Origin of the sequence: Youhaiella tibetensis (assembly GCF_008000755.1) — a bacterium.
GTDB classification, from domain to species: Bacteria; Pseudomonadota; Alphaproteobacteria; order Rhizobiales; family Devosiaceae; genus Paradevosia; species Paradevosia tibetensis.
The window spans coordinates 106,363-129,259 of the sequence record NZ_CP041690.1 but is presented as its reverse complement, the minus strand read 5'-3'; the positions used below and the strand labels follow the sequence as shown (position 1 = coordinate 129,259).

Sequence of the window (22,897 nt, the reverse complement as noted above, 5' to 3'; positions counted from 1 at the left end):
AAAAATAACGCGCGCGCCCTCTTGCGGGGAGAACGTTTGCACGATTGTATCGCCCGTTAGCGCACTGGGATTGTCCTTCGGCCGTCTGGCCGTCGCCCGGCGCACGACAGGGAGATAAACATGACAGTGAAAACTCTCGCCAAGAAGCTGGCCGGCCGCGCAGGCGTTCTGGCTGGTGGCGTGGCGCTCAGCGCCCTCTTGGCCGGCACGGCGCTCGCCGATCCTGCCATCATCTACGACCTCGGCGGCAAGTTCGATAAGTCCTTCAACGAGGCAGGCTTCAACGGCGCTACCGAATGGGCCAAGGAAACCGGCGGCAAGTTCCAGGACCTGGAACTGCAGAACGATGCCCAGCGTGAGCAGGCCCTGCGCCGCTTCGCTTCCTCGGGTGCCAACCCGATCGTCATCCCGGGCTTCTCGTGGGGCGCAGCGCTGACCAAGGTCGCCGCCGAGTTCCCCGACACCAAGTTCGCCATCATCGACGCCGTGGTCGATGCGCCCAACGTGCGCTCGGTCGTCTTCGATGAGCACACCGGCTCCTACCTTGTCGGCGCCCTGGCGGCCCTCAAGTCCCAGACCGGCACTGTCGGCTTCGTGGGCGGCATGGACATCCCGCTGATCCACAAGTTCTTCTGCGGTTACAAGCAGGGCGTCCTGGCCATCAATCCGAAGGCCACCGTGATCGAAAACTACACCGGCACCACCCCGGCCGCCTGGAACGATCCGGTCGCGGCGGGCGAGCTGACCAAGGCCGACTTCGACCGCGGCGCGGACGTCGTCTATGCCGCTGCCGGCGGCTCGGGCCTGGGCGTGCTGCAGGCCGCTGCCGACGCCGGCAAGTTCTCGATCGGCGTCGACTCCAACCAGAACTACCTGCATCCGGGCTCGGTGCTGACCTCCATGGTCAAGCGCGTCGACAACGCGGTCAAGACCGCCTTCATCGACGGCACCACCGGCACCTGGACCTCGGGCGTGCAGGTCATGGGCCTGGCCAATGACGGCGTCGGCTATGCGCTTGACGACAACAACGCCTCGCTCATCACCGATGACATGAAGACCCAGGTCGAGGCGCTCAAGGCCAAGATCATCTCGGGCGAAATCCAGGTCCACGACTACACCTCGGACAATACCTGCCCGTAAGCGCGAAGCAGATGACGAGCACCCAAAACAACAGCATGCAGCGGCCGGAAACGGCCGCTGCATCCCCATGGGCGATCGAGCTGACCGGCATCAACAAGCGCTTCGGCGCGGTGCATGCCAACAAGAACATCGACCTCAAGATCAAGCGCGGCACCGTGCACGGCATCGTGGGCGAGAACGGCGCCGGCAAATCGACCCTGATGTCGATCCTTTATGGGTTCTACACCGCCGACAGCGGCGAGATCCGCGTCAACGGCGTCCCCCATGCCATCACCGACAGCCGCCATGCGCTGGCGCTGGGCATCGGCATGGTCCACCAGCACTTCATGCTGGTCGACAACTTCTCCATTCTCGAAAACGTGGTGCTGGGCGCCGAGGATTCGCCTCTGCTGGCCCCCACGCTTTCCAAGGCGCGCGCCGAACTCAAGCGCCTCGCCAGCGAATACAATCTCGAGGTCAATCCCGACGCCATCGTCGAGGACGTCTCGGTCGGTCTCCAGCAGCGCGTCGAGATCCTCAAGGCGCTCTATCGCGGCGCCGACGTGCTGATCCTGGACGAGCCGACCGGCGTTCTGACCCCCGCCGAGGCAGACCACCTCTTCCGCGTGCTGCGCACCCTGCGTGACCAGGGCAAGACCATCATCCTCATCACGCACAAGCTGCGCGAGATCATGGCCATCACCGACACCGTCTCGGTCATGCGCCAAGGCGAGATCGTCAAGACCTTGCCCACCAAGGAAACCAACCCCGAGCAGCTCGCCGAGCTCATGGTCGGGCGGCGCGTGCTCCTGCGCGTCGAAAAGGGGGCCGCCAATCCGGGCAAGACCCTGCTCGAGGTCGAGGATCTCGTGGTGACCGACGACTTCAAGGTGCCGCGCGTCAAGAACATCTCGTTCTCGGTGCGGGCCGGCGAGATCGTCGGCATTGCCGGGGTTGCCGGCAACGGCCAGTCCGAACTTCTCGAGGCGGTGGCGGGCATGCGCGCGCCCATGCTCGGCGGCGTCAGGGTCAACGGCAATCCGGTCTCGTTCGTGGGGGACGATGGCGCGGCACGCCTGCGTCGGGCGGGCCTGGCCCATGTGCCCGAAGACCGGCACCGCATGGGCCTGGTCACCGATTTCGAAGAATGGGAGAATTCCATTCTCGGCTACCAGGACGAGCCGCAATACGGCAAGGGCTTCATTCTCGATATCGACGCCGCCCGCAAGGAAGCCGTCGAGCGCATCAAGAAGTTCGATATCCGTCCGGCCAATCCGCGGCTCAAGACCGCAAACTTCTCGGGCGGCAACCAGCAGAAGATCGTGCTGGCACGCGAGATGGAGAACGATCCGGACGTGCTTGTCGTCGGCCAGCCGACGCGCGGCGTCGATATAGGCGCCATCGAGTTCATCCACAACCAGATCATCAAGATGCGTGACGCCGGCAAGGCGATCCTGCTCGTCTCGGTGGAACTGGACGAAATCCGTTCGCTTTCGGACCGCATCCTGGTGATGTTCGACGGTCACATCGTGGGCGAGGCCGATCCGGCCACCGCAACCGAAGGCGAACTCGGCCTGATGATGGCCGGTATCAACAAAAAAGAAGAGGCAGCCCAATGAGCGCCCGCCGTCCCTTGCCACGCTGGGCCGATGTCGCCCTGCTGCCCGCCCTCAACCTGCTGCTGGCCTTTATCGTCTCCGGCATCGTGGTGCTCGTGATCGGCCAGAACCCCATCGATGCGCTGCGCATCATGATCGGGGGCGCCTTCGGCTACGGCGAAGGCTTCGGCTATACGCTGCACTTTGCCACCAACTTCGTCTTCACCGGACTGGCCGTCGCCATTGCCGCCCATGCCGGGCTCTTCAATATCGGCGCGGAGGGGCAGGCCTATGTCGCCGGTATCGGCGCCATCCTCGCGGCCCTCTTCCTCGACCAGACCCATTGGCTGCTGGTGCTGCCGGTCGCCGTGCTCGCCTCTGCCGCCATTGGCGGCTTCTGGGCCTTCATCCCGGGATACCTCCAGGCCAAGCGCGGTAGCCACGTGGTGATCACCACGATCATGTTCAACTTCATCGCCTCGGCGCTGATGGTCTACCTGCTCAACCGCGTGCTCAAGCCTGTCGGGCAGATGGAGCCGTCCTCGGCCTCCGTCACCAATGCCGGCAAGATCCCGCAACTGCGCGAGTTCTTCTCGTTCTTCGGCTACGCGCCGGTCAACGTGACCATCATCTTCGCCATCCTGGCGCTGATCGGCACCTATATCCTGATCTGGCACACCAAGCTCGGCTTCGCCATGCGCACGCTCGGCAAGAACCCGACCGCCTCGCGCTATGCCGGCATTTCCAATTCTCGGCTCATCATGATCACCATGACCATCTCCGGTGGCCTGGCGGGCCTGGTGGCGGTCAACGAGGTGCTCGGCGTCCAGAACCGGCTTGTGCTCGATTTCCCGTCAGGTTACGGCTTCGTCGGTATCGCCGTGGCCCTGATGGGCCGCAATCACCCGGTGGGCATCGCCCTTGCGGCCCTGCTCTTCGGCGCCCTCTACCAGGGCGGGCTGGAACTGCAGTTCTACATGCCTGCCATCACCCGCGAGATGATCGTGGTCATCCAGGCCCTGGTGATTCTCTTCACCGGCGCCATGGAGGGCCTGCTCCGCCCCGGACTCGAAACCGCCTTCATGATGCGGCGACCCGAGGACAAGGCGGAGGCCGTCGCCCGCGAAACGGCAACGTCGGACAGTTGAGGTGAACGGACATGGATTTCGAACTCCTCATCTCAATGCTCGCAGCCACGCTGCGGCTCACGACCCCGCTGCTCCTGGCCTGTCTCGCCGGCCTCTATTCGGAACGCTCCGGCATCTTCGACATCGGCCTTGAAGGCAAGATGCTGGCGGCCGCCTTCGGCGCCGCCTCGGTCGCCGCGGTCAGCGGCAACATGTGGCTGGGCCTGCTGGCTGGTATCGCCGTCTCCATCGTCATGTCGATGATCCACGGCGCCGCCTCGATCACGCTCAAGGGCAACCAGATCATTTCGGGCGTGGCCATCAACTTCCTGGCGGCGGGCCTAACGACGCTTCTCGGCCTCACCTGGTTCCACCAGGGCGGGCGCACGCCGCCGCTTCCCGAAGGCGGACGGTTCCTGCCGATCACTCTGCCCTTCGCCGAGCAGATCGGTGGCATCCCGGTGCTTGGCCCTATCTATGCGGGCCTCATCTCGGGCCACAACATTCTCGTTTATATTGCTTTCATCGCAGTACCGGTGACGGCCTGGGTGCTCTACCGCACCCGCTTCGGCCTGCGGCTGCGCGCTGTGGGCGAGAACCCCAAGGCGGTCGATACCGCCGGCATTTCGGTCAACCGGCTACGCTACCAGGCCCTGTTGATCACCGGGCTCCTCTGCGGGCTTGCCGGCGCCTATTTCTCGATCGCGCAGGGTTCGGGCTTCGGCAACAACATGACCGCCGGCAAGGGCTATATCGCTCTGGCCGCCCTCATCTTCGCCAAGTGGCGTCCGGTGCCGGCGATGTTCGCGACGCTGCTCTTCGGCTTCCTCGACGCGCTCCAGATTCGCCTCCAGGGCACGACCATCCCGGGCCTTGGCTGGGAGGTGCCGGTGCAGCTGATCCAGGCGCTGCCCTATATCCTCACCGTCGTGCTGCTCGCCGGCTTCATCGGCAAGGCCGTCGGCCCCAAGGCGGGCGGCGTGCCCTATACCAAGGAGCGCTAGCATGGCGAGCGACGCAGAACTTTTCGCGGCCGCCGAGGCCATTCGCGCCCGGGCCTATGCGCCCTATTCGAAATTCTCGGTGGGCGCGGCGATCCTGGCCGATGACGGAAAGGTCTATTCGGGCTGCAATATCGAGAACGCCGCCTATCCGCAGGGCAATTGCGCCGAGGCCTCGGCCATCGCCGCAATGATCGCGGGGGGCGCACGGCGCATCAAGCGCATCTATGTCACCGGTCCCGGTTCGGCGCCGGTCACGCCCTGTGGCGGCTGCCGCCAGCGCATCCGTGAGTTTGCCGATCTTGACGTCGTCGTCATCTCGCACGGCGTCGAAGGCGAACCGCTCGAGACCACCCTGGGCGCGCTGCTGCCGCATTCGTTTGGCCCCGAATTTTTGGGCAAATGAAGCCGGTGTGGTATCGTTAGTCACCTGTTCCAAGGCGCCGCGTCAGACGGCGCGACAAGGCCGGGCGTGAACATCGCGCCCACGGAGGCATCATGAACCTCAGAGTTGTCGACAAGGCCCACGAGGCCGTCACGCACAAGCGCAATCCGGGCTTCCCGCTCGACCTCGACCGGGTCGAGCGCACGCGCATGAACCGCTCTGCCCTCGAGCGCCGCGCCGCAACCATCGGCGCGCGCCGGACGGTCAAGAAGGAATGGCAAGCCGCCTGGCTGCTCAAGGCCATCACCTTCATCGATCTCACCACCCTCAATTCCGACGATACGCCGGGTCGTGTCGAACGCCTCTGCGCCAAGGCGCGCCACCCGTTGCGCCAGGACATCATCGACGGGCTGGGCGTTGGCGATCTCGACATCCATCCGGGCGCGGTCTGCGTCTACCACACGTTCGTGAAAACCGCGGTCAAGGCGCTCGAGGGCACCAACATCCCGGTCGCAGCGGTTTCGACCGCCTTCCCGCACGGCCTCGCGCCCTTCGAGACCAAGATCAAGGAGATCGAGGCTTCGGTTGCCGATGGCGCCAAGGAGATCGACATCGTCATCGAGCGCGGGATGGTGCTGCGCGGGGATTGGCAGGCCCTCTATGACGAAGTCCGCGCCTTTCGCAAGGCCTGCGGGGACGCTCACATCAAGACCATCCTGGGCACGGGCGAACTGGCGACGCTCACCAATGTGGCCAAGGCCTCGCTTGTCTGCATGATGGCGGGCGCCGACTTCATCAAGACCTCGACGGGCAAGGAAAAGGTCAACGCCAACCTGCCCACGTCCCTCGCCATGATCCGCATGATCCGTGAGTTCCACGACGAGACCGGGATCGAGATCGGCTACAAGCCCGCCGGTGGCATTTCGACGGCCAAGGTCGCGCTCGACTACATGGCGCTGATGAAGGAGGAACTGGGCAATCACTGGCTCCAGCCCCACCTCTTCCGCTTCGGCGCGTCCTCGCTCCTGACCGACATCGAACGGCAGCTCGAGCACAATCTTACGGGCCATTATTCGGCAGATTACCGCCAGCCGATGGTGTAGCCCCTCATCCGGCGCTGCGCGCCACCTTCTCCCCGACGGGGAGAAGGGAAGGAGCGGCAAGACGGCGCCACATCGTCCTTCGCCCCCTCGGGGAGAAGGTGCCCGAAGGGCGGATGAGGGGGAGCCCCAGCCGCTTTCCTCGCGGAGGAGAAAACGGAATGAACAAAATCGCCCAAATCTTCGAAACCCTCGAATACGGCCCGGCTCCCGAAAGCGCGCAACCGGCGCTCGATTGGCTGAAGGCGCACGATGGTGTCTTCGGTCACTTCATCAACGGCGCCTGGACCAAGCCGGAAAAAACCTTCTCGTCGGACAATCCCGCGACGGGCGAGAGCCTGGCGCTGGTGAGCGAAGGCACGGCCGAAGACGTCGACAAGGCCGTCAAAGCGGCGAGGGCCGCGTTCAAGTCATGGTCGGCGCTCTCGGGCTATGAGCGCGCCAAATACCTTTATGCCATCGCGCGCCTCGTCCAGAAGCATTCGCGTCTATTCGCGGTGCTCGAATCCCTCGACAACGGCAAGCCGATCCGCGAGAGCCGCGATATCGACATTCCGCTGGTGGCCCGTCATTTCTACCACCATGCCGGCTGGGCCCAGCACCGCGACCGCGAATTCCCCGGCCAGGTGCCTTATGGCGTCTGCGGCCAGATCATACCGTGGAATTTTCCGCTGCTGATGCTGGCCTGGAAGATCGCCCCAGCGCTGGCCGCAGGCAACACGGTGGTGCTCAAGCCCGCCGAATTCACTTCGCTCACCGCTCTCCTTTTCGCCGAAATCTGCGAGAAGGCGGGCCTGCCCAAGGGCGTCGTCAATATCGTCACCGGCGCCGGTGAGACCGGCCAGGCCATCGTCGCCCATCCCGACATCGACAAGATCGCCTTTACCGGCTCGACCGAAGTCGGCAAGGCCATCCGCGCCGCAACGGCCGGCACCGGCAAGGGCCTGTCGCTCGAGCTGGGCGGCAAGTCGCCCTATATCGTCTTCGAGGATGCCGATATCGACAGCGCCATTGAGGGGCTGGTCGATGCCATCTGGTTCAACCAGGGCCAGGTCTGCTGCGCCGGCTCGCGCCTCCTCGTCCAGGAATCGATCGAGGAACGCTTCATCACCAAGCTCAAGAAGCGCATGGCGACGCTGCGCGTCGGCGATCCGCTCGACAAGGCCATCGACATCGGCGCGCTCGTGGCCCCGGTGCAGGTGGCGCGCGTGCGCGACCTCGTCAAGCAGGGCGCAGCCGAAGGCGCCCATGTCTACGAACCGGACATGGACCTGCCGGCCAAGGGGTGCTTTCTCAAGCCCGCCCTCATCACCAACGTGTCGCCCGCCAATAGCGTCGTCGCCGAGGAGATTTTTGGGCCGGTGCTGGTGGCCATGAGTTTCCGCACTCCGGAGGAAGCGGTGGCGCTCGCCAACAACACCAAGTATGGCCTCGCCGCCACCATCTGGAGCGAGAACATCAACCTCGCCCTCGATATCGCTCCCAAGATCAAGGCGGGCGTGGTGTGGATCAACGGCACCAACAACTTCGACGCCGCCGTCGGGTTCGGCGGTTACAAGGAGTCCGGCTTCGGTCGCGAAGGCGGCAAGGAAGGCATGGGCGCCTACATGAAGCCCGCCTGGGAAAAGGATCTCAAGCCTGCTCCCATCGCCAAGGCCGTCGCCGCCAAGCCCACCAATCCGCTCGACGCCGCGGAGGGCATCGACCAAACGGCCAAGATGTATATCGGGGGTAAACAGGCCCGTCCCGATAGCGGCTATGCCCGCCCGGTCTACGGGGCCAACGGCAATCTTGTGGGCGAGGTCGGCGACGGCAACCGCAAGGATATCCGCAATGCCGTGGAAGCCGCACGCGCAGCGCTGGGCTGGGGCACGACCTCCGCGCACAACCGCGCGCAGATCCTCTACTACCTGGCAGAAAACCTGCAGTATCGCCGCAACGAATTCGCCGCGCGCATCAAGGAGCAGACCGGCGAGAAGGGCGAGGCGGAAGTCGACGCCGCTGTCGAGCGCCTGTTCGCCTTCGCCGGCTGGGCCGACAAGTACGATGGCGCCGTCCATAACCCACCGCTGCGCGCCATCGCAGCGGCCATGGTCGAGCCCATCGGCGTCCTGGCGATTGTCGCGCCCCCCAGCCGCCCGCTGCTCGGCTCGGTTGCCCTGCTGGCCCCCGCGCTTGCCATGGGCAATCCGGTCGTGCTGGTGCCGAGCGAACGATCTCCGCTTTCGGTCACCGATCTCTATCAGGTGCTCGAAACCTCGGACGTGCCTTCGGGCGTCGTCAATATCGTAACCGGTGAAAGCGCCGTGCTGGCCAGGACGCTGGCCGAACATGACGGCGTCGACGCCATCTGGTGCGCCGGCGATGCTGGCACCTCGACCATGGTCGAGAAGGCTTCGACCGGCAATCTCAAGCAGACCTGGACCAGCCGCGGCCTCTATTACGATCTTGCCGACAGGGAAAAGTTCGAGGGGGATTACTTCCTGCGCCGCGCCACGCAGGTCAAGAACGTCTGGGTGCCGTATGGGGCGTGAGGCGGTGACCTTGCTTCCCCAGGAATTCATCGCCCGGAAGCGCGACAATCTCCCGCTCGCCGCGGACGATATCGCGCGCTTCATCGCCGGGCTCGTCGATGGCTCGGTGTCGCCAGCCCAGGCGGCCGCCTTCGCCATGGCCGTCTATTTCAACGACATGAGCGTGGACGAACGCGTCGCCCTGACGCTGGCCATGCGCGACAGCGGCAAGGTGCTGGATTGGTCCGATCTTCCCGGACCGGTTGCAGACAAGCACTCGACCGGCGGGGTCGGCGACAACGTCTCGTTGATGCTCGCCCCGATCCTGGCGGCCTGCGGCGTTTACGTGCCCATGATCTCCGGGCGCGGCCTTGGCCATACCGGCGGGACGCTCGACAAGTTCGATTCCATCCCCGGCTACACCACGAACCCGGACAATGCCCTCTTCCGCAGGACGGTCGAGGCTGCCGGGTGCGCCATCATCGGCCAGACCGACGATCTGGCGCCGGCCGACCGCACCCTTTATGCCATCCGCGACGTGACCGCGACGGTCGAGAGCATTCCGCTCATCACCGCCTCGATCCTCTCCAAGAAGCTCGCCGCCGGTCTCCAGGCGCTCATCCTCGACGTCAAGACGGGTTCGGGCGCCTTCATGTCGACACTCGAGAAGTCGAGGGCCCTGGCGGAAAGCCTGGTATCGGTCGCCAACGGGGCGGGCCTCAAGACAGGCGCGCTGATAACCGACATGAACGAGCCGCTGGCGTCCGCGGCCGGCAATGCCCTCGAGGTCCGCAACGCCGTCGACTTCCTCACCGGCACCCATCAGGACGAACGCCTCAAGGAAGTGACCCTGGCGCTCTGCGCCGCGATCGTTGAAATCACCGGTCTCGGCACGGCTGGAGAGGCGCGGGCGAAGGTGGAGCAGGCATTGGCCAGTGGCGCCGCCGCCGAGCGCTTCGCCATCATGGTGGGCGCCCTTGGCGGCCCCACCGACTTCATCGAGCGCATGAACGACTACCTGCCGGCAGCGCCCCATGTGCGCGACATCACAGCCGAGGCCGACGGGATAGTCTCCGGCATCGATACGCGCGGCGTCGGCATGGGCGTGGTGGCCCTGGGCGGTGGACGAACCCGACCGACCGATTCTATCGATCATGCCGTCGGCTACGACCGGATCATCGGCATCGGCGTAAAGGTCGAACGCGGCGACACCCTTGCGCGCGTGCATTTCCGGTCCCAGGACGATTTCGTCGAGGCTCAAAGGCGTTTCCGCCAGGCTTATGCAATCGGGGAGAGCGCGCCGCGCCATCCGCTGATCCCAGCCAGGATCATGCCAACAGGAGATCGTTGATGCCCCGGGTCATCCTCGCAGTGCTCGATTCCTTCGGCATCGGCGGCGCCCCCGACGCCGCCAGCTATGGCGATGAAGGGGCCGATACGCTCGGCCATATCGCCCAGGCCTGCGCCAGGGGCGCAGGGGACAGGGCCGGCCTTCGCCAAGGGCCCCTGATCCTGCCGAACCTGGATGCCCTCGGGCTGGGCGCCGCCGCAGCCCTTTCGAACAAACAGGTCCCGCCCGGTCTTTCGGCGATCCCCGCCGGCGGCCGGTTCGGTGTCGGGCGCGAGGTTTCGCAGGGCAAGGACACCCCGTCCGGTCACTGGGAAATCGCAGGCGTGCCCGTGCCCTTCGAATGGGGCTACTTTCCCGCGACCGAGCCCGCCTTTCCGGACGATTTCGTCCAGGCCTTCATTAAGGAGGCGGGCCTGCCCGGCATCCTGGGCAACAGGCACGCCTCAGGCACCACCATCATTGCCGAGCTGGGGGAAGAGCACATCCGCACCGGCAAGCCCATCTGCTACACCTCGGTCGACAGTGTCTTCCAGATCGCAGCCCACGAGAGCCATTTCGGTCTCGAGCGGCTCTACGAGATCTGCCAGGTGGCGTTCAGGCTCCTCGAGCCCAAGCGGATCGGGCGCGTCATTGCACGCCCTTTCCTCGGCGAGACGGCAGAGACCTTCAAGCGCACCGGCAATCGCCGGGACTTCGCCATCGCCCCGCCCGAGCCGACCCTGCTCGATCGCGCCGAGGCCGCTGGGCGGCAGGTCTTCGCCATCGGCAAGATCTCGGACATTTTCGCCGGGCACGGCGTCACTCACAAGCTCAAGGCGTCGGGCAACATGGCGCTCTTCGATAGCACGCTCGACGCTATGGAAATGGGCCAGGACGGGGCGCTGATCTTCGTCAATTTCGTCGATTTCGACCAGGAATACGGGCACCGACGCGATGTGCCCGGCTATGCCGGTGCGCTCGAAGCCTTCGACCGCCGTATCCCGGAGATCATCGCGGCCATGCGCCAGGATGATCTATTGATCCTGACCGCCGACCACGGCAACGATCCGACCTGGAAGGGCTCCGATCACACCCGCGAGCAGGTGCCGATTTTGGCCTTTTCCCCAAGCCTGTCGCGCGGCGAGATTGGCATTCGCAAAACCTTCGCAGATATTGGCGAAAGCGCGGCCCGCTGGCTTGGTCTGGCGCCCGGGCCGCATGGCCGATCCTTCCTCTAGCTCCTCCGCAGGTCCCCCATGAGCAACGTCACAGTAGTCGATCACCCCCTGATCCAGCACAAGTTGACGATCATGCGCAACAAGGAGACTTCGACGGCAGGCTTCCGGCGACTGTTGCGCGAAATCGCGCACCTGCTCTGCTACGAGGTCACGCGCGATCTCGAGCTGGAGCAGGCGACCATCGAGACGCCGATCCAGGAGATGCAGGCCCCCACGCTCAAGGGCAAGAAGCTGGTCTTCGCCTCGATCCTGCGTGCCGGCAACGGCCTGCTCGAAGGCATGCTCGACCTGGTCCCCGCGGCGCGCGTCGCCCATATCGGCATCTATCGCGACCATGAGACGCTCCAGCCGGTCGAATACTATTTCAAGGCCCCGTCCAGCCTCGACGACCGGTTGATCATCGTCGTCGATCCGATGCTCGCCACCGCCAATTCGGCCATCGCTGCGGTCGACCGGCTCAAGCGCCGGGGTGCAAACAACCTGCGTTTCCTCTGCCTCCTGGCAGCGCCGGAGGGCGTCGAAAAGTTCACAGCGGCGCACCCGGACGTGCCGGTCTTCACGGCGGCGATCGACGATCATCTCAATGAGAAGGGCTATATCGTGCCCGGCCTTGGCGACGCGGGCGATCGCATGTACGGCACCAAGTAGCGCCGAAGCGGGGTCCACTGACGCCGCGAACCTCCGGGTCCTGTAGTTTCCAAGCGCCTCGGTTTTCGCCGAGGCGCTTTGCCACGTGCAGGCTATTCGTTCAGCGGCAGGCCGTAGCTGATCAGTTCGGCGCGCAGCGCCTCGGGCGAGGAGAAGTGGATGGCCTTCATCCCGAACTTGCGCGCGGACACCACGTTGACCTCGTTGTCATCCACGAAGACGCAGCTCTCCGGGGACAAGCCGTAGCGGTCGCAGAAGAGGCGATAGATGCGCGGATCGGGCTTGACGAGCTTTTCGAGCCCGGAGACCACGACCCCGTCGAACTTTTCGAGGAACGGCCAGTCACCCAGGCAGCTCACCCACTTCTCCCAGGAGAAGTTGGTGATCGCAAAGGTGGGGATGTCGGCGGCGATCAGTTCGTTGTGGATGTCGATCGTGCCCTGATGGAAGCCGTTGAAGGTTTCCTTCCAGCGCAGGTCGTAGGCCTGGATTTCGCGCCAGTAGCGGGGAAAACGCGTGATGAGGCGCGCGACCCCTTCCGAATAGATGTCGCCGGCGTCGAATTCGAGGTTCCAGTCCGCCGTACAGATGTTCTCGTGGAACCAGGCGGCCTCTTCCTCGGTCTCGAAGAGCTTGCGGAACAAATACATGGGGTTCCAGTCAACGAACACTCCACCGAGGTCGAAGACGGGGATCAGCGTATCATCGGTCATGCAATCTATCCGGCAGGAGGGCAGGGAAGGCTCCGCCTATGGCATGGGGACGGGGGCGGCGCAAGCCGCTTAGCAGGAGCAGGCGATGGTGCCCGGGAAGCGCGGCAGGTAGAAGTTGGTTCGCGCCAGGGGGATGTTGGACTTGAACACCAGATCGAGCATGGGCTGGTAGGTGTAGCTGGCTTCGGAAACTACGATGTCCTTGCCCTTGGCCAGATCACGCATCTGGGGGGCCCCCGACATGTCATAAGTGGAGTTCTTGGCGCGCGGCGTCGCGGTGGCCGGGTAGGCCTGGCTCCATTTGACCGTTGCCACTCCATTGCTGTCCACGCTCAGCAACGAGACGACCTGGATGAGGCCGCTGGTCGACATCGGCCCCATGGTCGAGGACGCGGCGCTGAAATAGTTGTCGAGCGTCGAGGTCGAAATGGAATCCTTGCTGCGCGAAACCAGGTCCCCCAGTGTTCCGGCGACCACGGTCACGCGCCTGTCGGCGATGATCAGCTGGCTGGCTTCGATCGAGCCGAAATAGAGCAGCAGCAGGATGGGGAGGATGAGGGCGAACTCCACCGCCGCCGCCCCCTGGTTGGAACGCGCCAGGTCGCGCCAGCGGGATACCAGCCGGCCCATCATTGGAAGGGCTCGTTCTTGAAGACGCGCACCGCGCCGAGCAGCCGCGTCCCATCCGAATAGGTCGCCAGGTTGAACCCGGCGAAGTTCATGATCGTGGGCCATTTGTAATAGGCCTGCACGCGCACGATTTCCGAGGCCTGGCCGGGATTGTAGGTCGACTGGATCTTCCACTGGGTGGGATCGTTCGGATCGATCGGCGGTTCGATCGCGGCCGACTTGAAGTCCGAGATGACGTCGACCTTGATGCGCAGCTGGTTGCAATCGAAGAGCCCGTAGAGATCCTGGCAGATCAGGGCGCGAAATCCCTCGGCCGAAAGGCTCTGGTTCTGAGCTTCGCCGGTAAGGATCTTGCGCGTGCTGTCCTGCACGGCGCTGTCGAGGACCTCATTGGCAAGGAAGACGATGCCGGTTTCGAGCGTCGCGCCGATGAGCACGAAGAAGACCGGAGCCAGGATGCCGAATTCGATGAGGGTGGCGCCGCGCTGGTCGCGGACGAACCGGCGCGCCCATGGCCTGGCCATGGACTTGACCCACCCCGATCTGGAGACGCGCTGAACCATGAGCCCCGGCACACTGAAATTCGCCGGAAAGGTAGCGGTTCGTCTTTAATCTAAGGTTAGTGGAAACACGCAGATTGCGCGTCTGCCCGGTAGCAGGCTTAACGCCTGTTTAATTCTGGACGCCCTTCACCAGCCCCAACGACTTGGTCTGCTCTTCGGTAAAGCCGGTCGAGTCGCCCAGCATCACGGTGGGTGCGCAGCGGGTCGGGCAGGCATAAGTGTAACGCGCGCCGGCGTTGAAGATCGTCACGAGGTCGGCCTGGTCCTGCACGACCTCCACCAGCGTATCGGCGATCGGGTTTCCGGCGGCATTGAGCACGATGAGATTGGTCTGGCCATAGGACTTGCCGGTCAGCACAAGCGTCTGCGGGTCCTGGATGGTGACGTCCGCCACGCCTGGATTGCCCACGATGACCGTGGAGGCCGGAGCATTGATGCGCAGCACCCGCGCCATGTTGACCTTGACGCTGATCGGCGCCGAACTCGCATTGGCCTCGACAGCCAGCGCCGGAACCGGAGCCAAGGCCAGCGCGGCGAAGAGGAAGGTGGCGGAGAAACGCAACATGGATCGCACCCGGTGCCCGATTGATGCCCACAGTGTTACCGGGAATGGTGAATAATTGGCAAAGAGGGTAGGCAAAGTCCGGTCGAGCGCCGCGAAAGCCACCGGCAACCTCTTAGCGCGCATCGTTAACGAGTTCTTTTTCTTCCCCCAGTAACAACGTCTTGGCCTGATAAATAAAATTGACGACATTTCTTTATAGATGCGCTAGTCATCAAATCATTGCTGTCGAAATCGGCGGGCGTTGCCTTAGGGGTTAACGCAATTTCAAGGAGTCCTGCCTAGCGTCATGGGCGAGTTCGATGTGTGACGCGTCGGACATGAAGTCAGCATACTGACTGGGAGCTAGGAGCAATAAATGAACATCATCGCAAAGTTTGCGAAGGACGAGTCTGGCGCCACTGCGATCGAATACGGTCTGATCGCTGCGCTCATCGCTGTTGCCATCATCGCCGCCGCCACCCTGCTGGGCGGCCAGCTCGGCACGACCTTCAACTACATCAAGGATCAGCTCGCCGGCGCCACGCCGACCACGTAAGCTGATACCGTTCGAGATTGAAAAGGGGCCGCAAGGCCCCTTTTCTTTTTGTCGTTCCTTAACTGCCCTCGGCCATGATGCGCGCGAGACAAGACCGGAGGCACCCTTGTACGGCCAGATCGCCCTTTTTGTTTTCCCGCTCCTCATGGCAGCGGCGGCGTCCTCCGATCTCATTACGATGAAGATCTCCAATAAGCTGGTGATCGTCGTGACTGCGGCCTTCTTTGCTCTGGCCATATTCGTGCAGATGCCTCTTCAGCAGCTTGCGCTCCACGTGACCTGCGCGGTGGCCGTGCTTGTCGTCGCTTTCGCACTCTTCGCCATGGGGTGGGTCGGGGGCGGCGATGCCAAGTTGGCGGCGGCGACCGCTCTCTGGCTCGGCTTCACCGTAACCTTGCCTTACCTTGTCTATGCGGCACTGCTCGGTGGCGCCCTGACGCTCTTGCTTCTCGCAGTGCGAAGGCACCCGCTGCCCAAGTCGCTTTCCAAGGTGAAGTGGATCGACCGGCTCCACGACAAACGATCCGGCGTTCCCTACGGCATTGCCCTGGCCGCCGCTGGCCTGCTGGTCTATTCGGACACCGCGCTCTTCCAGCAATTGACCGGTCAGCTCGCCTGACCCGCGCCGCGTAACGACAAGTTAACCTTCTCTGCAAAGCAACGATTAACCAAACTTTGACCCTTTGCCCTCCATATTGCCAGGCGGGGGCTCGGGCTGTTCGCCCGATGCCGGAACCGGAGTTGGGTGATGAAACGGTCGCAGGTCCTGCTGTTGGCAGTGGCGCTCGTTACGGGCGGGTTGGCTGCCTACCTTGTGTTGGGCAGTGGCGGAAACCGCCCGGCAGAACAGGCTCAGGTCAAGACCGAGGTCGTCGCCGAGCCCAAGACGCAGATCCTGGTGGCCGCGCGCGATATCGGGGTTGGCGAGCGCTTGGCCGCCGACTCGGTGCAGTGGCAGGATTGGCCTGAGGGAGCGGTCCGGCCCGAATACGTGACCATCGCTGCCGCTCCCGATGCCGCGACAGACATCAAGAATGCGGTAGCGCGCTTCGAATTCTTCGCAGGCGAGCCTATTCGCGACGCCAAGCTGGCGCGCTCCGACCAGGGCTACTTGTCCGCCGTTCTCTCGCCCGGCATGCGCGGCGTCTCGGTGACGGTGACCCCGGAATCCGGTTCGGGCGGCTTTATCGTCCCCAATGACCACGTGGACGTCGTCGTCACCCGCTCGGGCGAAGCGGGAGACATTTCCGAGACCATCCTTTCCAACGTCAAGGTGCTGGCGATCGGCAAGCGCCTCGGCGAAGTCGGAGCCACGGCCGGCAATCCCGATCCGAACGATCCGGCATCCAAGACCTTCGATGCCCAGACCGTGGCCACGCTCGAACTCGACCCCATCCAGTCCGAAAGCCTCATCAACGCTTCCTCGACCGGCAGGCTTTCGCTCGTGCTGCGCTCGGTGGTCGATTTCGTGGCCTCGGGTGCACCCGAGGCGCGCCGCAACCAGGCCATCAGCATCATCCGGTTCGGCACCAAGGCCAACGTGATGGCCGGCTCGGCCACGGGCGATGTCGCGCTCGGCTCCACCGGCTCGAACAACTCATCCCTGCAGTAGCGATCCGCCAGGAAAACCCATGTCGAATCCCGCCCAGAACAGGCCGCAGATCATGAAGCCCCTCAAGGCTCTCGCCCTGGCGTTACCTTTGCTCGCCGCTCTCGCTGCAGCACCGGCGATGGCCGCCGACGTCTCCCAGTTGCGCGTCTCGGGCGCCGAATACGGCAAGACGCAGCACGTCAATGTCGGGCTCAACAAGTCGCTGCTGGTCGACCTGCCGATCGAGGCCAGCGAGGTGATCGTTTCCAATCCCGCCATTGCCGGCGCCATGATGCGCACCAAGACCAGCGCCGTCATACAGGGCGTTGGCTCGGGATCGACCAATATCATGTTCCTGGATGCCAATGGTGGGCGCATCTCGGTGATCGAGATCGTGGTCGGCAATGATTCCTCGACCCTGAGTTCGACCCTTGCCGCGCTCCTGCCCGGTTCTTCCATCCAGGTCCAGGCGTTCGGCTCGGGCCTGGTGCTTTCAGGCAACGCGCTCTCCCAGGACGATGTGCAGAAGGCCGTTACGATCGCGGCCCAGTTCACCGGTGACCCGCAGAAGGTCGCCAATGTCATCAACGTGAGCGGCGGCCAGCAGGTCATGCTCAAGGTGACGGTGGCCGAAGTGGCGCGCGAGACCGTCAAGCAGCTCGGCATCAACCTCAATGCCACGATCAATTCCGGTGCCCTCACCACCGGCCTGGTCAATACGCCGGGCCTCGGCGGTGCGAGCAGCGCGGCCCCGACCGGTACCATGAACGTCAACCTCACTGCCGGTCCGGTCTCGATCGATGCCACGCTGCGGGCGCTCGAGCGCCGCGGCGCGCTGCGCACGCTGGCAGAGCCGACCCTCACCGCCATTTCGGGCCAGGAAGCCGAATTCCTCGCCGGCGGCGAGTTTCCGGTGCCGACCGACGTCCAGGACGGCAAGGTCACCTATACGTTCAAGAAGTTCGGCGTGCAGCTCAAGTTCACCCCGACCGTCAAGTCCAATGGGATCATCGGTCTGGTCGTGGATACCTCGGTTTCCGAGCTTACCAGCGATGGCAGCTTCACCGTGGGCGGAATCACCATTCCCGCCACCAAGGAACGCCAGGCCAAGACCTCGGTCGAGTTGCCCACCGGCGCGACGCTGGCTATCGGCGGCCTGATCCAGGACCAGTTGCGCCAGCAGGTCAACGCGCTGCCGGGGCTGGGCAATATCCCGATCCTCGGAGCCCTGTTCCGGTCGCGCGACTTCCTGCACGCGCAGACCGAACTGGTGATCCTGGTCACCCCCTATCTCGCCCAATCGACGATGACCCCGCCGCCCTTGCCCACTGACAACTATCAGGCCGCGAGCGATGCCGAGGCCGTGTTCCTGGGGCACATGGAAAAGCTCTACTCGGTCGGCCAGGGGCCCGCCGGCATGCGCGGCGGCTTCCAGGGGTCGGTTGGTTTTGTTCTCGATTGAGTCCGGCGTTCAAGGGTTTATGGCATGAGCTTTCTCAATAACGATCCCAAGCCGGCTGACGATCTTCCTGCCGCTGAAATCGCTGCCGGCGCGCGGCTGATCCCGCGCATCACCATCCAGGCGTTCTGCGAGCATTCCCAGACGGCTCAGCTGGTGGAATCAGCGGTCCATGATCGCCGCATGTCCAAGGTGGCCTTGACCACGCATAACGGCGGGATTGAAGGGGCCATCGAGACCTACCGGTCCAATCCGACGCCCAATCTCATCATCATCGAGACCAGCGCCCAGCGCGACGAGATCATGGCATCCCTGGCGCGGCTGGCGGAAGTCTGTGATGCGACCACGCGCCTGGTCGTGCTCGGCCATATCAACGACGTCGTGCTCTACCGCGAGCTCGTCCGCGCCGGCGTCTCCGAATACCTGGTGCTGCCCACCACGGCCCAGACCATCGTCTCGGCCATCGGCGAGATCTTCGTCGCTGAGGGCGCAGCGCCTATCGGGCGCACCATCGCCTTCGTTGCCGCCAAGGGTGGCGCCGGAGCCTCGACCATCGCACACAACGTGTCCTGGGCGATCTCCCAGACCCTGCGCCAGGACGTGCTGATCCTCGACATGGACCTGCCCTTCGGAACCGCCGGACTCAACTTCAACCAGGATCCGCCCAACGGCATCGCCGATGCGCTCGCCGCCAACGACAAGATGGACCAGACCATGCTCGACCGGCTGGTCTCCAAGGCAGCCAGCCACATCAACCTGCTGACCGCGCCGGCCACGCTGGAGCGCACCAGCGACTTCGCCGAGCGCGACTTCGAGCAGATCGTGGAAATGAGTCAGAAGTCGACGCCGGTCGTGATCCTCGACCTGCCGCACACCTGGACCGCCTGGTTGCGACACACGCTGGCTACGGTGGATGAGATCGTGATCGTCGCCGAGCCGGATCTGGCCAACCTGCGCAATGCCAAGAACCTTGCCGACACCATCAAGGCGCTGCGCCCCACCGAGAGCAAGCCCAACCTCGTGGTCAACAAGGTCGGTCTGCCCAAGCGCCCGGAGATCAGCGCCAGCGAATTCGCCAGCTCGATCGATTGTCGCCTGCTCGGACAGATCCCCTTCGATGCCGCGCTCTTTGGCACGGCCGCCAATAACGGGCAGATGATCGCGGAGGTCGCCGCCTCCAGCAAGATCAACGACATCTACCGGGCCGTGGGCCTGCAGGTGACCGGACGGTCGGCCCCCGAGACGGCCGGCCGCGCTGCAAGCCTCAAGCTCTCGTCATTGTTCTCCAAACGCAGGAAGGCCGGCTAGGCGAAACCATGTTTGGCAAGCGCACAACCTTTGGCGGCAACACCCCGGGCGTCGCGCCCGCGCCGCGTCCCGCCCCGATACCGGCCCCCGCGGCTCGTCCGGAGCGCATGGAAGCGGTCATGCGCGCCCCTGAACCCAGCCGCCGCACCGCCGACGAAGTCATCGACGTGCGCAGCCCGGACGTGGCCGCGCGCGACAAGGAATACTTCCAGACCAAGTCGGCGATCTTCAACGCCCTGATCGACTCGATCGACCTCTCCCAGCTCGCCACCATGGAGCAGGAGACGGCGCGCGAGGAAATCCGCGACATCGTCGCCGAGATCATCGCGCTCAAGTCGATCGTCATGTCGATCTCCGAGCAGGAGGACCTGCTCGAGGACATCTGCAACGACGTCCTGGGTTACGGGCCGCTCGAGCCGTTGCTGGCGCGTGACGACATCGCCGACATCATGGTGAACGGTTCCCAGAAGTGCTACATCGAAGTCGGCGGCAAGGTGAAGCTCACCAATGTGCGCTTCCGCGACGACGCGCACCTGATGAACGTGTGCCAGCGCATCGTGAGCCAGGTCGGCCGCCGCGTCGATGAGAGCTCGCCCATCTGCGACGCCCGTCTTCCGGACGGCTCGCGCGTCAACGTCATCGCTCCGCCGCTCTCGATCGACGGCGCCGCGCTGACCATCCGTAAGTTCAAGAAGGACAAGCTGACCCTCCAGCAGCTGGTCAAGTACGGCTCCATCTCGCCGGAAGGCGCCGAGGTGCTGCGCGTCCTCGGCCGCGTGCGCGCCAATGTGCTGATCTCGGGTGGTACAGGTTCGGGCAAGACCACGCTCCTTAACTGCCTTACCGCCTTCATCGAACGCGACGAGCGCGTCATCACCTGCGAAGACTCGGCCGAACTCCAGCTCCAGCAGCCTCACGTCGTGCGCCTTGAAACCCGTCCGCCCAACCTCGAGGGCGAGGGCGAGATCACCATGCGCGACCTGGTCAAGAACTGCCTGCGTATGCGTCCGGAACGCATCATCGTGGGCGAAGTGCGCGGACCGGAGGCTTTTGACCTCCTGCAGGCCATGAACACGGGCCATGACGGCTCGATGGGCACGCTCCACGCCAACAGCCCGCGCGAAGCGCTTTCCCGTCTCGAATCGATGATCACCATGGGCGGCTATTCACTGCCCAGCCGCACGATCCGCGAGATGATCACTTCCTCGATCGACGTGATCGTGCAGGCCGCACGTCTGCGCGACGGCTCGCGCCGTATCACCCACATCTCCGAAGTACTGGGCATGGAAGGCGACGTGATCGTGACCCAGGACGTCTTCGTCTACGACATCCTGGGCGAGGATTCGAACGGTCAGCTCATCGGGCGGCACCGCTCGACCGGCATCACCAAGCCCAATTTCTCCGAGCGCGCCCGCTATTTCAACGAAGAGGCCAATTTGGTCGAAGCGCTGGAGCGGTCCAACGTCGAACAGCACGCGCTGCTCGAGACCTGAGGAGCCGAGCGGTGAACCCAATTATCCTGGTCATCCTGGCAATGGTGTCGATTGGCACCCTGGTATTCGCTTTGGTGCCGTCAATGCTCGGGTCCAGCCGCGCCGAAAAGCGGCGCAAGGCCCTGCAGGGAAATATCCAGGCCAATCGTCGCGAGGCCTTCGCCGAACGCAATCGCGCTGACCGCCGTAAGCAGGTTCAGGCTGCCATCAAGGGGCAGACCGATGCCCTCAACGAGCGCAAGAAGCGCGTGCCACTCAAGGCCCAGCTCTATCAGGCAGGCATGAAGATCAAGCCGGCCGGCTTCATCCGGAATTCGGTGATCCTGGGCGTAGCCGTCTTCCTCGTGACCCTCGTCATGCAGGTGCCGTTGATCTTTGCCGCCGTCTTCGGCATCGCCAGTGGCTATCTCCTGCCCAAGCTCTACATGGGCCGTCGCCGCAACGGCTTCCGCAACAAGTTCCTGGACGAGTTGCCCAACGCCGTCGAAGCCATCGTGCGTGGCGTCAAATCCGGCCTGCCGCTCAACGATTCGATGCGCGTCGTCGCCCGCGAATCCAAGGAGCCGCTCAAGACCGAGTTCCAGCGCGTGCTCGACCAGCAGGCGGTCGGCAAGACGATGTCCGAGGCGATCGTGACGCTCTATGACCGCGTGCCGGTGCCGGAGGTGAACTTCTTCATCGTCGTCATCACCGTCCAGCAGCAGGCGGGTGGCAATCTTTCCGAAGCGCTGACCAACCTTTCTCGCGTGCTGCGCAATCGCAAGAAGATGAAGGCCAAGGTCAAGGCGATGTCCTCGGAGGCCAAGGCATCCGCCGGCATCATCGGCTCGCTGCCCTTCGTTGTGGCAATCCTGGTGAGCTTGACCAGCCCCACCTATCTCGGGCCGTTCTTCACCACCACCATCGGCATGTTCTGGTTGGGTGTTGCAGGCCTCATGCTCTCGATGGGCGTCTTCGTCATGTACCGTATGGTCCAGTTCGAGTTCTGAGCATGGACAAGTTCTTCAACCTCGTCACCGACCGGAACTTCCTCATCGCCGTACTGGCCGCCATCTCGGCGGCCGCGGTCGTCTTCACGTTCGGCTCCCAGTTCCTTGGCCGTTCCAATATGAAGGACCGTATCAAGCGCGTGGCGCTCGAGCGCGAGAAGATGCGCGCCGAGGAAATGGCACGCCTGCGCGGCAGCGCCGAAAACGCCCGGCAGACCGCTCGAAGCGAGGGTAGCAAGGACTACATGAAACGCGTCGTCGAGCGTTTCTCGCTCCAGAAGGCGTTCGTGGACGAGAACACCGCCGACTCCCTGGCGCGTGCCGGCTATCGAGGCCAGGGGCACCTGACCACCTATGTGTTCATGCGCTTCGTGACCCCGTTCATCCTGCTCGTCCTCGCCTTCGGGTACCTGAGCCTGGTGATGAAGGACAATCCCATCTACCTCAACGCCGTGATCGCCATCGGCCTGGGCATCATCGGCTCCTACATCCCCGTGCTCCTGCTCAGGAACACCACGACCAAGCGGCAGCAATCGGTGCGCCGCGCCTGGCCGGATTGCCTCGACCTCATGCTGCTATGCGTGGAAGCGGGCATGTCCGTGGAGCACGCCTTCAAGCGCGTGGCCAAGGAGATCGGCCAGCAAAGCCCGGAACTGGCAGAGGAGCTGACCCTCACTACCGCCGAGCTTTCGTTTCTCGATGATCGCACCCGCGCCTATGAGAACCTCGGCAAGCGTACGGGCCTCGATGGCGTGCGTTCGGTGATGACCGCCCTGATCCAGGCCGACCGCTACGGCACCTCGGTAGGGCAGGCGCTGCGCGTCATGGCCGAGGAAGGTCGCGAACAGCGCATGAACGAGGCCGAAAAGAAGGCCGCCGCCCTGCCGCCCAAGCTGACCGTGCCGCTGATCCTCTTCTTCCTGCCGGTGCTCTTCATCGTCATCATCGCCCCGGCGATGATCAAGGTCTTCTCGATGGGCCATTGACCGGAC

The 22,897-nt window shown here is 64.1% G+C and carries 22 protein-coding genes; 18 read left to right on the top strand and 4 right to left on the bottom strand.

From position 1 onward, the window contains the following. The first annotated feature begins 120 nt into the window (after nucleotides 1-120). From FNA67_RS00585 to upp, 10 genes are all read left to right on the top strand, one after another. Entirely contained in the window at nucleotides 121-1,140 is a 1,020-nt protein-coding gene (locus tag FNA67_RS00585) for a BMP family lipoprotein (protein ID WP_082202336.1), read from the top strand. A gap of 11 nt (nucleotides 1,141-1,151) precedes the next feature. Beyond that, nucleotides 1,152-2,738 (top strand): ABC transporter ATP-binding protein, encoded by a 1,587-nt coding sequence (locus FNA67_RS00580; protein ID WP_244616425.1) that lies wholly within the window; start codon nucleotides 1,152-1,154, stop codon nucleotides 2,736-2,738. Then, a complete protein-coding gene (locus FNA67_RS00575) occupies nucleotides 2,735-3,865 on the top strand; it encodes an ABC transporter permease (protein WP_049707243.1) in 1,131 nt (376 codons plus the stop codon). The genes FNA67_RS00580 and FNA67_RS00575 overlap by 4 nt, the downstream gene beginning before the upstream one ends. Nucleotides 3,866-3,876: 11 nt before the next feature. Continuing rightward, the gene (locus tag FNA67_RS00570) at nucleotides 3,877-4,848 is read left to right on the top strand and encodes an ABC transporter permease (protein ID WP_049707242.1); all 972 of its coding nucleotides are present in this window, start codon (nucleotides 3,877-3,879) and stop codon (nucleotides 4,846-4,848) included. Nucleotide 4,849: 1 nt separating this feature from the next. Further along, nucleotides 4,850-5,251: a cytidine deaminase gene (locus tag FNA67_RS00565; protein ID WP_049707241.1), complete on the top strand. Its 402-nt coding sequence runs from the start codon at nucleotides 4,850-4,852 to the stop codon at nucleotides 5,249-5,251. Between the two features lie 92 nt (nucleotides 5,252-5,343). Further along, on the top strand, nucleotides 5,344-6,333 hold the full coding sequence (gene deoC / locus FNA67_RS00560; protein WP_147654695.1) for a deoxyribose-phosphate aldolase: 990 nt from the start codon (nucleotides 5,344-5,346) through the stop codon (nucleotides 6,331-6,333). Nucleotides 6,334-6,491: 158 nt separating this feature from the next. Further along, complete coding sequence (locus tag FNA67_RS00555) at nucleotides 6,492-8,864, top strand: aldehyde dehydrogenase family protein (protein ID WP_147654694.1); 2,373 nt, start codon at nucleotides 6,492-6,494, stop codon at nucleotides 8,862-8,864. Nucleotides 8,865-8,874: 10 nt separating this feature from the next. Continuing rightward, nucleotides 8,875-10,194, top strand: a complete 1,320-nt coding sequence (gene deoA, locus FNA67_RS00550) for a thymidine phosphorylase (protein WP_147658101.1) — start codon at nucleotides 8,875-8,877, stop codon at nucleotides 10,192-10,194. Then, nucleotides 10,194-11,411, top strand: a complete 1,218-nt coding sequence (locus FNA67_RS00545) for a phosphopentomutase (protein ID WP_147654693.1) — start codon at nucleotides 10,194-10,196, stop codon at nucleotides 11,409-11,411. Before deoA ends, FNA67_RS00545 begins: the two co-directional genes overlap by 1 nt. Nucleotides 11,412-11,429: 18 nt before the next feature. Next, nucleotides 11,430-12,059: a uracil phosphoribosyltransferase gene (gene upp / locus FNA67_RS00540; RefSeq protein WP_147654692.1), complete on the top strand. Its 630-nt coding sequence runs from the start codon at nucleotides 11,430-11,432 to the stop codon at nucleotides 12,057-12,059. A gap of 92 nt (nucleotides 12,060-12,151) precedes the next feature. Here upp and FNA67_RS00535 read toward each other — a convergent pair whose 3' ends face one another. The 4 genes from FNA67_RS00535 to FNA67_RS00520 form a co-directional block, all read right to left on the bottom strand. Then, complete coding sequence (locus FNA67_RS00535) at nucleotides 12,152-12,772, bottom strand: HAD family hydrolase (protein ID WP_049707236.1); 621 nt, start codon at nucleotides 12,770-12,772, stop codon at nucleotides 12,152-12,154. A 69-nt stretch (nucleotides 12,773-12,841) separates the two neighbouring features. Further along, on the bottom strand, nucleotides 12,842-13,405 hold the full coding sequence (locus tag FNA67_RS00530) for a TadE/TadG family type IV pilus assembly protein (RefSeq protein ID WP_170267160.1): 564 nt from the start codon (nucleotides 13,403-13,405) through the stop codon (nucleotides 12,842-12,844). Beyond that, nucleotides 13,402-13,926, bottom strand: a complete 525-nt coding sequence (locus FNA67_RS00525) for a TadE/TadG family type IV pilus assembly protein (protein ID WP_049708242.1) — start codon at nucleotides 13,924-13,926, stop codon at nucleotides 13,402-13,404. The genes FNA67_RS00530 and FNA67_RS00525 overlap by 4 nt, the downstream gene beginning before the upstream one ends. A gap of 148 nt (nucleotides 13,927-14,074) precedes the next feature. After that, entirely contained in the window at nucleotides 14,075-14,530 is a 456-nt protein-coding gene (locus tag FNA67_RS00520; RefSeq protein WP_049707234.1) for a pilus assembly protein N-terminal domain-containing protein, read from the bottom strand. A 355-nt stretch (nucleotides 14,531-14,885) separates the two neighbouring features. Here FNA67_RS00520 and FNA67_RS00515 point away from each other — a divergent pair, with 355 nt between their 5' ends. From FNA67_RS00515 to FNA67_RS00480, 8 genes are all read left to right on the top strand, one after another. Beyond that, the gene (locus tag FNA67_RS00515; protein ID WP_049707233.1) at nucleotides 14,886-15,065 is read left to right on the top strand and encodes a Flp family type IVb pilin; all 180 of its coding nucleotides are present in this window, start codon (nucleotides 14,886-14,888) and stop codon (nucleotides 15,063-15,065) included. A gap of 106 nt (nucleotides 15,066-15,171) precedes the next feature. Continuing rightward, complete coding sequence (locus FNA67_RS00510; RefSeq protein ID WP_244616424.1) at nucleotides 15,172-15,684, top strand: A24 family peptidase; 513 nt, start codon at nucleotides 15,172-15,174, stop codon at nucleotides 15,682-15,684. 129 nt (nucleotides 15,685-15,813) lie between these two features. Continuing rightward, nucleotides 15,814-16,677: a Flp pilus assembly protein CpaB gene (cpaB, locus tag FNA67_RS00505; RefSeq protein WP_049707232.1), complete on the top strand. Its 864-nt coding sequence runs from the start codon at nucleotides 15,814-15,816 to the stop codon at nucleotides 16,675-16,677. Between the two features lie 19 nt (nucleotides 16,678-16,696). After that, entirely contained in the window at nucleotides 16,697-18,118 is a 1,422-nt protein-coding gene (locus FNA67_RS00500) for a type II and III secretion system protein family protein (protein ID WP_170267159.1), read from the top strand. A gap of 24 nt (nucleotides 18,119-18,142) precedes the next feature. Further along, nucleotides 18,143-19,423, top strand: a complete 1,281-nt coding sequence (locus FNA67_RS00495) for an AAA family ATPase (RefSeq protein ID WP_049707230.1) — start codon at nucleotides 18,143-18,145, stop codon at nucleotides 19,421-19,423. Between the two features lie 8 nt (nucleotides 19,424-19,431). Further along, nucleotides 19,432-20,916, top strand: a complete 1,485-nt coding sequence (locus FNA67_RS00490) for a CpaF family protein (RefSeq protein WP_049707229.1) — start codon at nucleotides 19,432-19,434, stop codon at nucleotides 20,914-20,916. Between the two features lie 11 nt (nucleotides 20,917-20,927). Beyond that, a complete protein-coding gene (locus FNA67_RS00485; protein WP_049707228.1) occupies nucleotides 20,928-21,905 on the top strand; it encodes a type II secretion system F family protein in 978 nt (325 codons plus the stop codon). A gap of 2 nt (nucleotides 21,906-21,907) precedes the next feature. Next, nucleotides 21,908-22,891: a type II secretion system F family protein gene (locus FNA67_RS00480; protein WP_145976835.1), complete on the top strand. Its 984-nt coding sequence runs from the start codon at nucleotides 21,908-21,910 to the stop codon at nucleotides 22,889-22,891. Nucleotides 22,892-22,897 lie beyond the last annotated feature (6 nt).

What these genes read in the sequence shown, in the direction of transcription:
- FNA67_RS00585 (WP_082202336.1), top strand. Translation starts at nt 121, where the DNA reads ATGACAGTGAAAACTCTCGCCAAGAAGCTGGCCGGCCGCGCAGGCGTT.
- FNA67_RS00520 (WP_049707234.1), bottom strand. Translation starts at nt 14,530, where the DNA reads ATGTTGCGTTTCTCCGCCACCTTCCTCTTCGCCGCGCTGGCCTTGGCT.
- FNA67_RS00545 (WP_147654693.1), top strand. Translation starts at nt 10,194, where the DNA reads ATGCCCCGGGTCATCCTCGCAGTGCTCGATTCCTTCGGCATCGGCGGC.
- FNA67_RS00525 (WP_049708242.1), bottom strand. Translation starts at nt 13,926, where the DNA reads ATGGCCAGGCCATGGGCGCGCCGGTTCGTCCGCGACCAGCGCGGCGCC.
- FNA67_RS00575 (WP_049707243.1), top strand. Translation starts at nt 2,735, where the DNA reads ATGAGCGCCCGCCGTCCCTTGCCACGCTGGGCCGATGTCGCCCTGCTG.
- FNA67_RS00490 (WP_049707229.1), top strand. Translation starts at nt 19,432, where the DNA reads ATGTTTGGCAAGCGCACAACCTTTGGCGGCAACACCCCGGGCGTCGCG.
- upp (WP_147654692.1), top strand. Translation starts at nt 11,430, where the DNA reads ATGAGCAACGTCACAGTAGTCGATCACCCCCTGATCCAGCACAAGTTG.
- FNA67_RS00480 (WP_145976835.1), top strand. Translation starts at nt 21,908, where the DNA reads ATGGACAAGTTCTTCAACCTCGTCACCGACCGGAACTTCCTCATCGCC.
- FNA67_RS00580 (WP_244616425.1), top strand. Translation starts at nt 1,152, where the DNA reads ATGACGAGCACCCAAAACAACAGCATGCAGCGGCCGGAAACGGCCGCT.
- FNA67_RS00500 (WP_170267159.1), top strand. Translation starts at nt 16,697, where the DNA reads ATGTCGAATCCCGCCCAGAACAGGCCGCAGATCATGAAGCCCCTCAAG.
- deoC (WP_147654695.1), top strand. Translation starts at nt 5,344, where the DNA reads ATGAACCTCAGAGTTGTCGACAAGGCCCACGAGGCCGTCACGCACAAG.
- FNA67_RS00555 (WP_147654694.1), top strand. Translation starts at nt 6,492, where the DNA reads ATGAACAAAATCGCCCAAATCTTCGAAACCCTCGAATACGGCCCGGCT.
- FNA67_RS00515 (WP_049707233.1), top strand. Translation starts at nt 14,886, where the DNA reads ATGAACATCATCGCAAAGTTTGCGAAGGACGAGTCTGGCGCCACTGCG.
- FNA67_RS00570 (WP_049707242.1), top strand. Translation starts at nt 3,877, where the DNA reads ATGGATTTCGAACTCCTCATCTCAATGCTCGCAGCCACGCTGCGGCTC.
- FNA67_RS00495 (WP_049707230.1), top strand. Translation starts at nt 18,143, where the DNA reads ATGAGCTTTCTCAATAACGATCCCAAGCCGGCTGACGATCTTCCTGCC.
- cpaB (WP_049707232.1), top strand. Translation starts at nt 15,814, where the DNA reads ATGAAACGGTCGCAGGTCCTGCTGTTGGCAGTGGCGCTCGTTACGGGC.
- FNA67_RS00530 (WP_170267160.1), bottom strand. Translation starts at nt 13,405, where the DNA reads ATGATGGGCCGGCTGGTATCCCGCTGGCGCGACCTGGCGCGTTCCAAC.
- FNA67_RS00535 (WP_049707236.1), bottom strand. Translation starts at nt 12,772, where the DNA reads ATGACCGATGATACGCTGATCCCCGTCTTCGACCTCGGTGGAGTGTTC.
- FNA67_RS00565 (WP_049707241.1), top strand. Translation starts at nt 4,850, where the DNA reads ATGGCGAGCGACGCAGAACTTTTCGCGGCCGCCGAGGCCATTCGCGCC.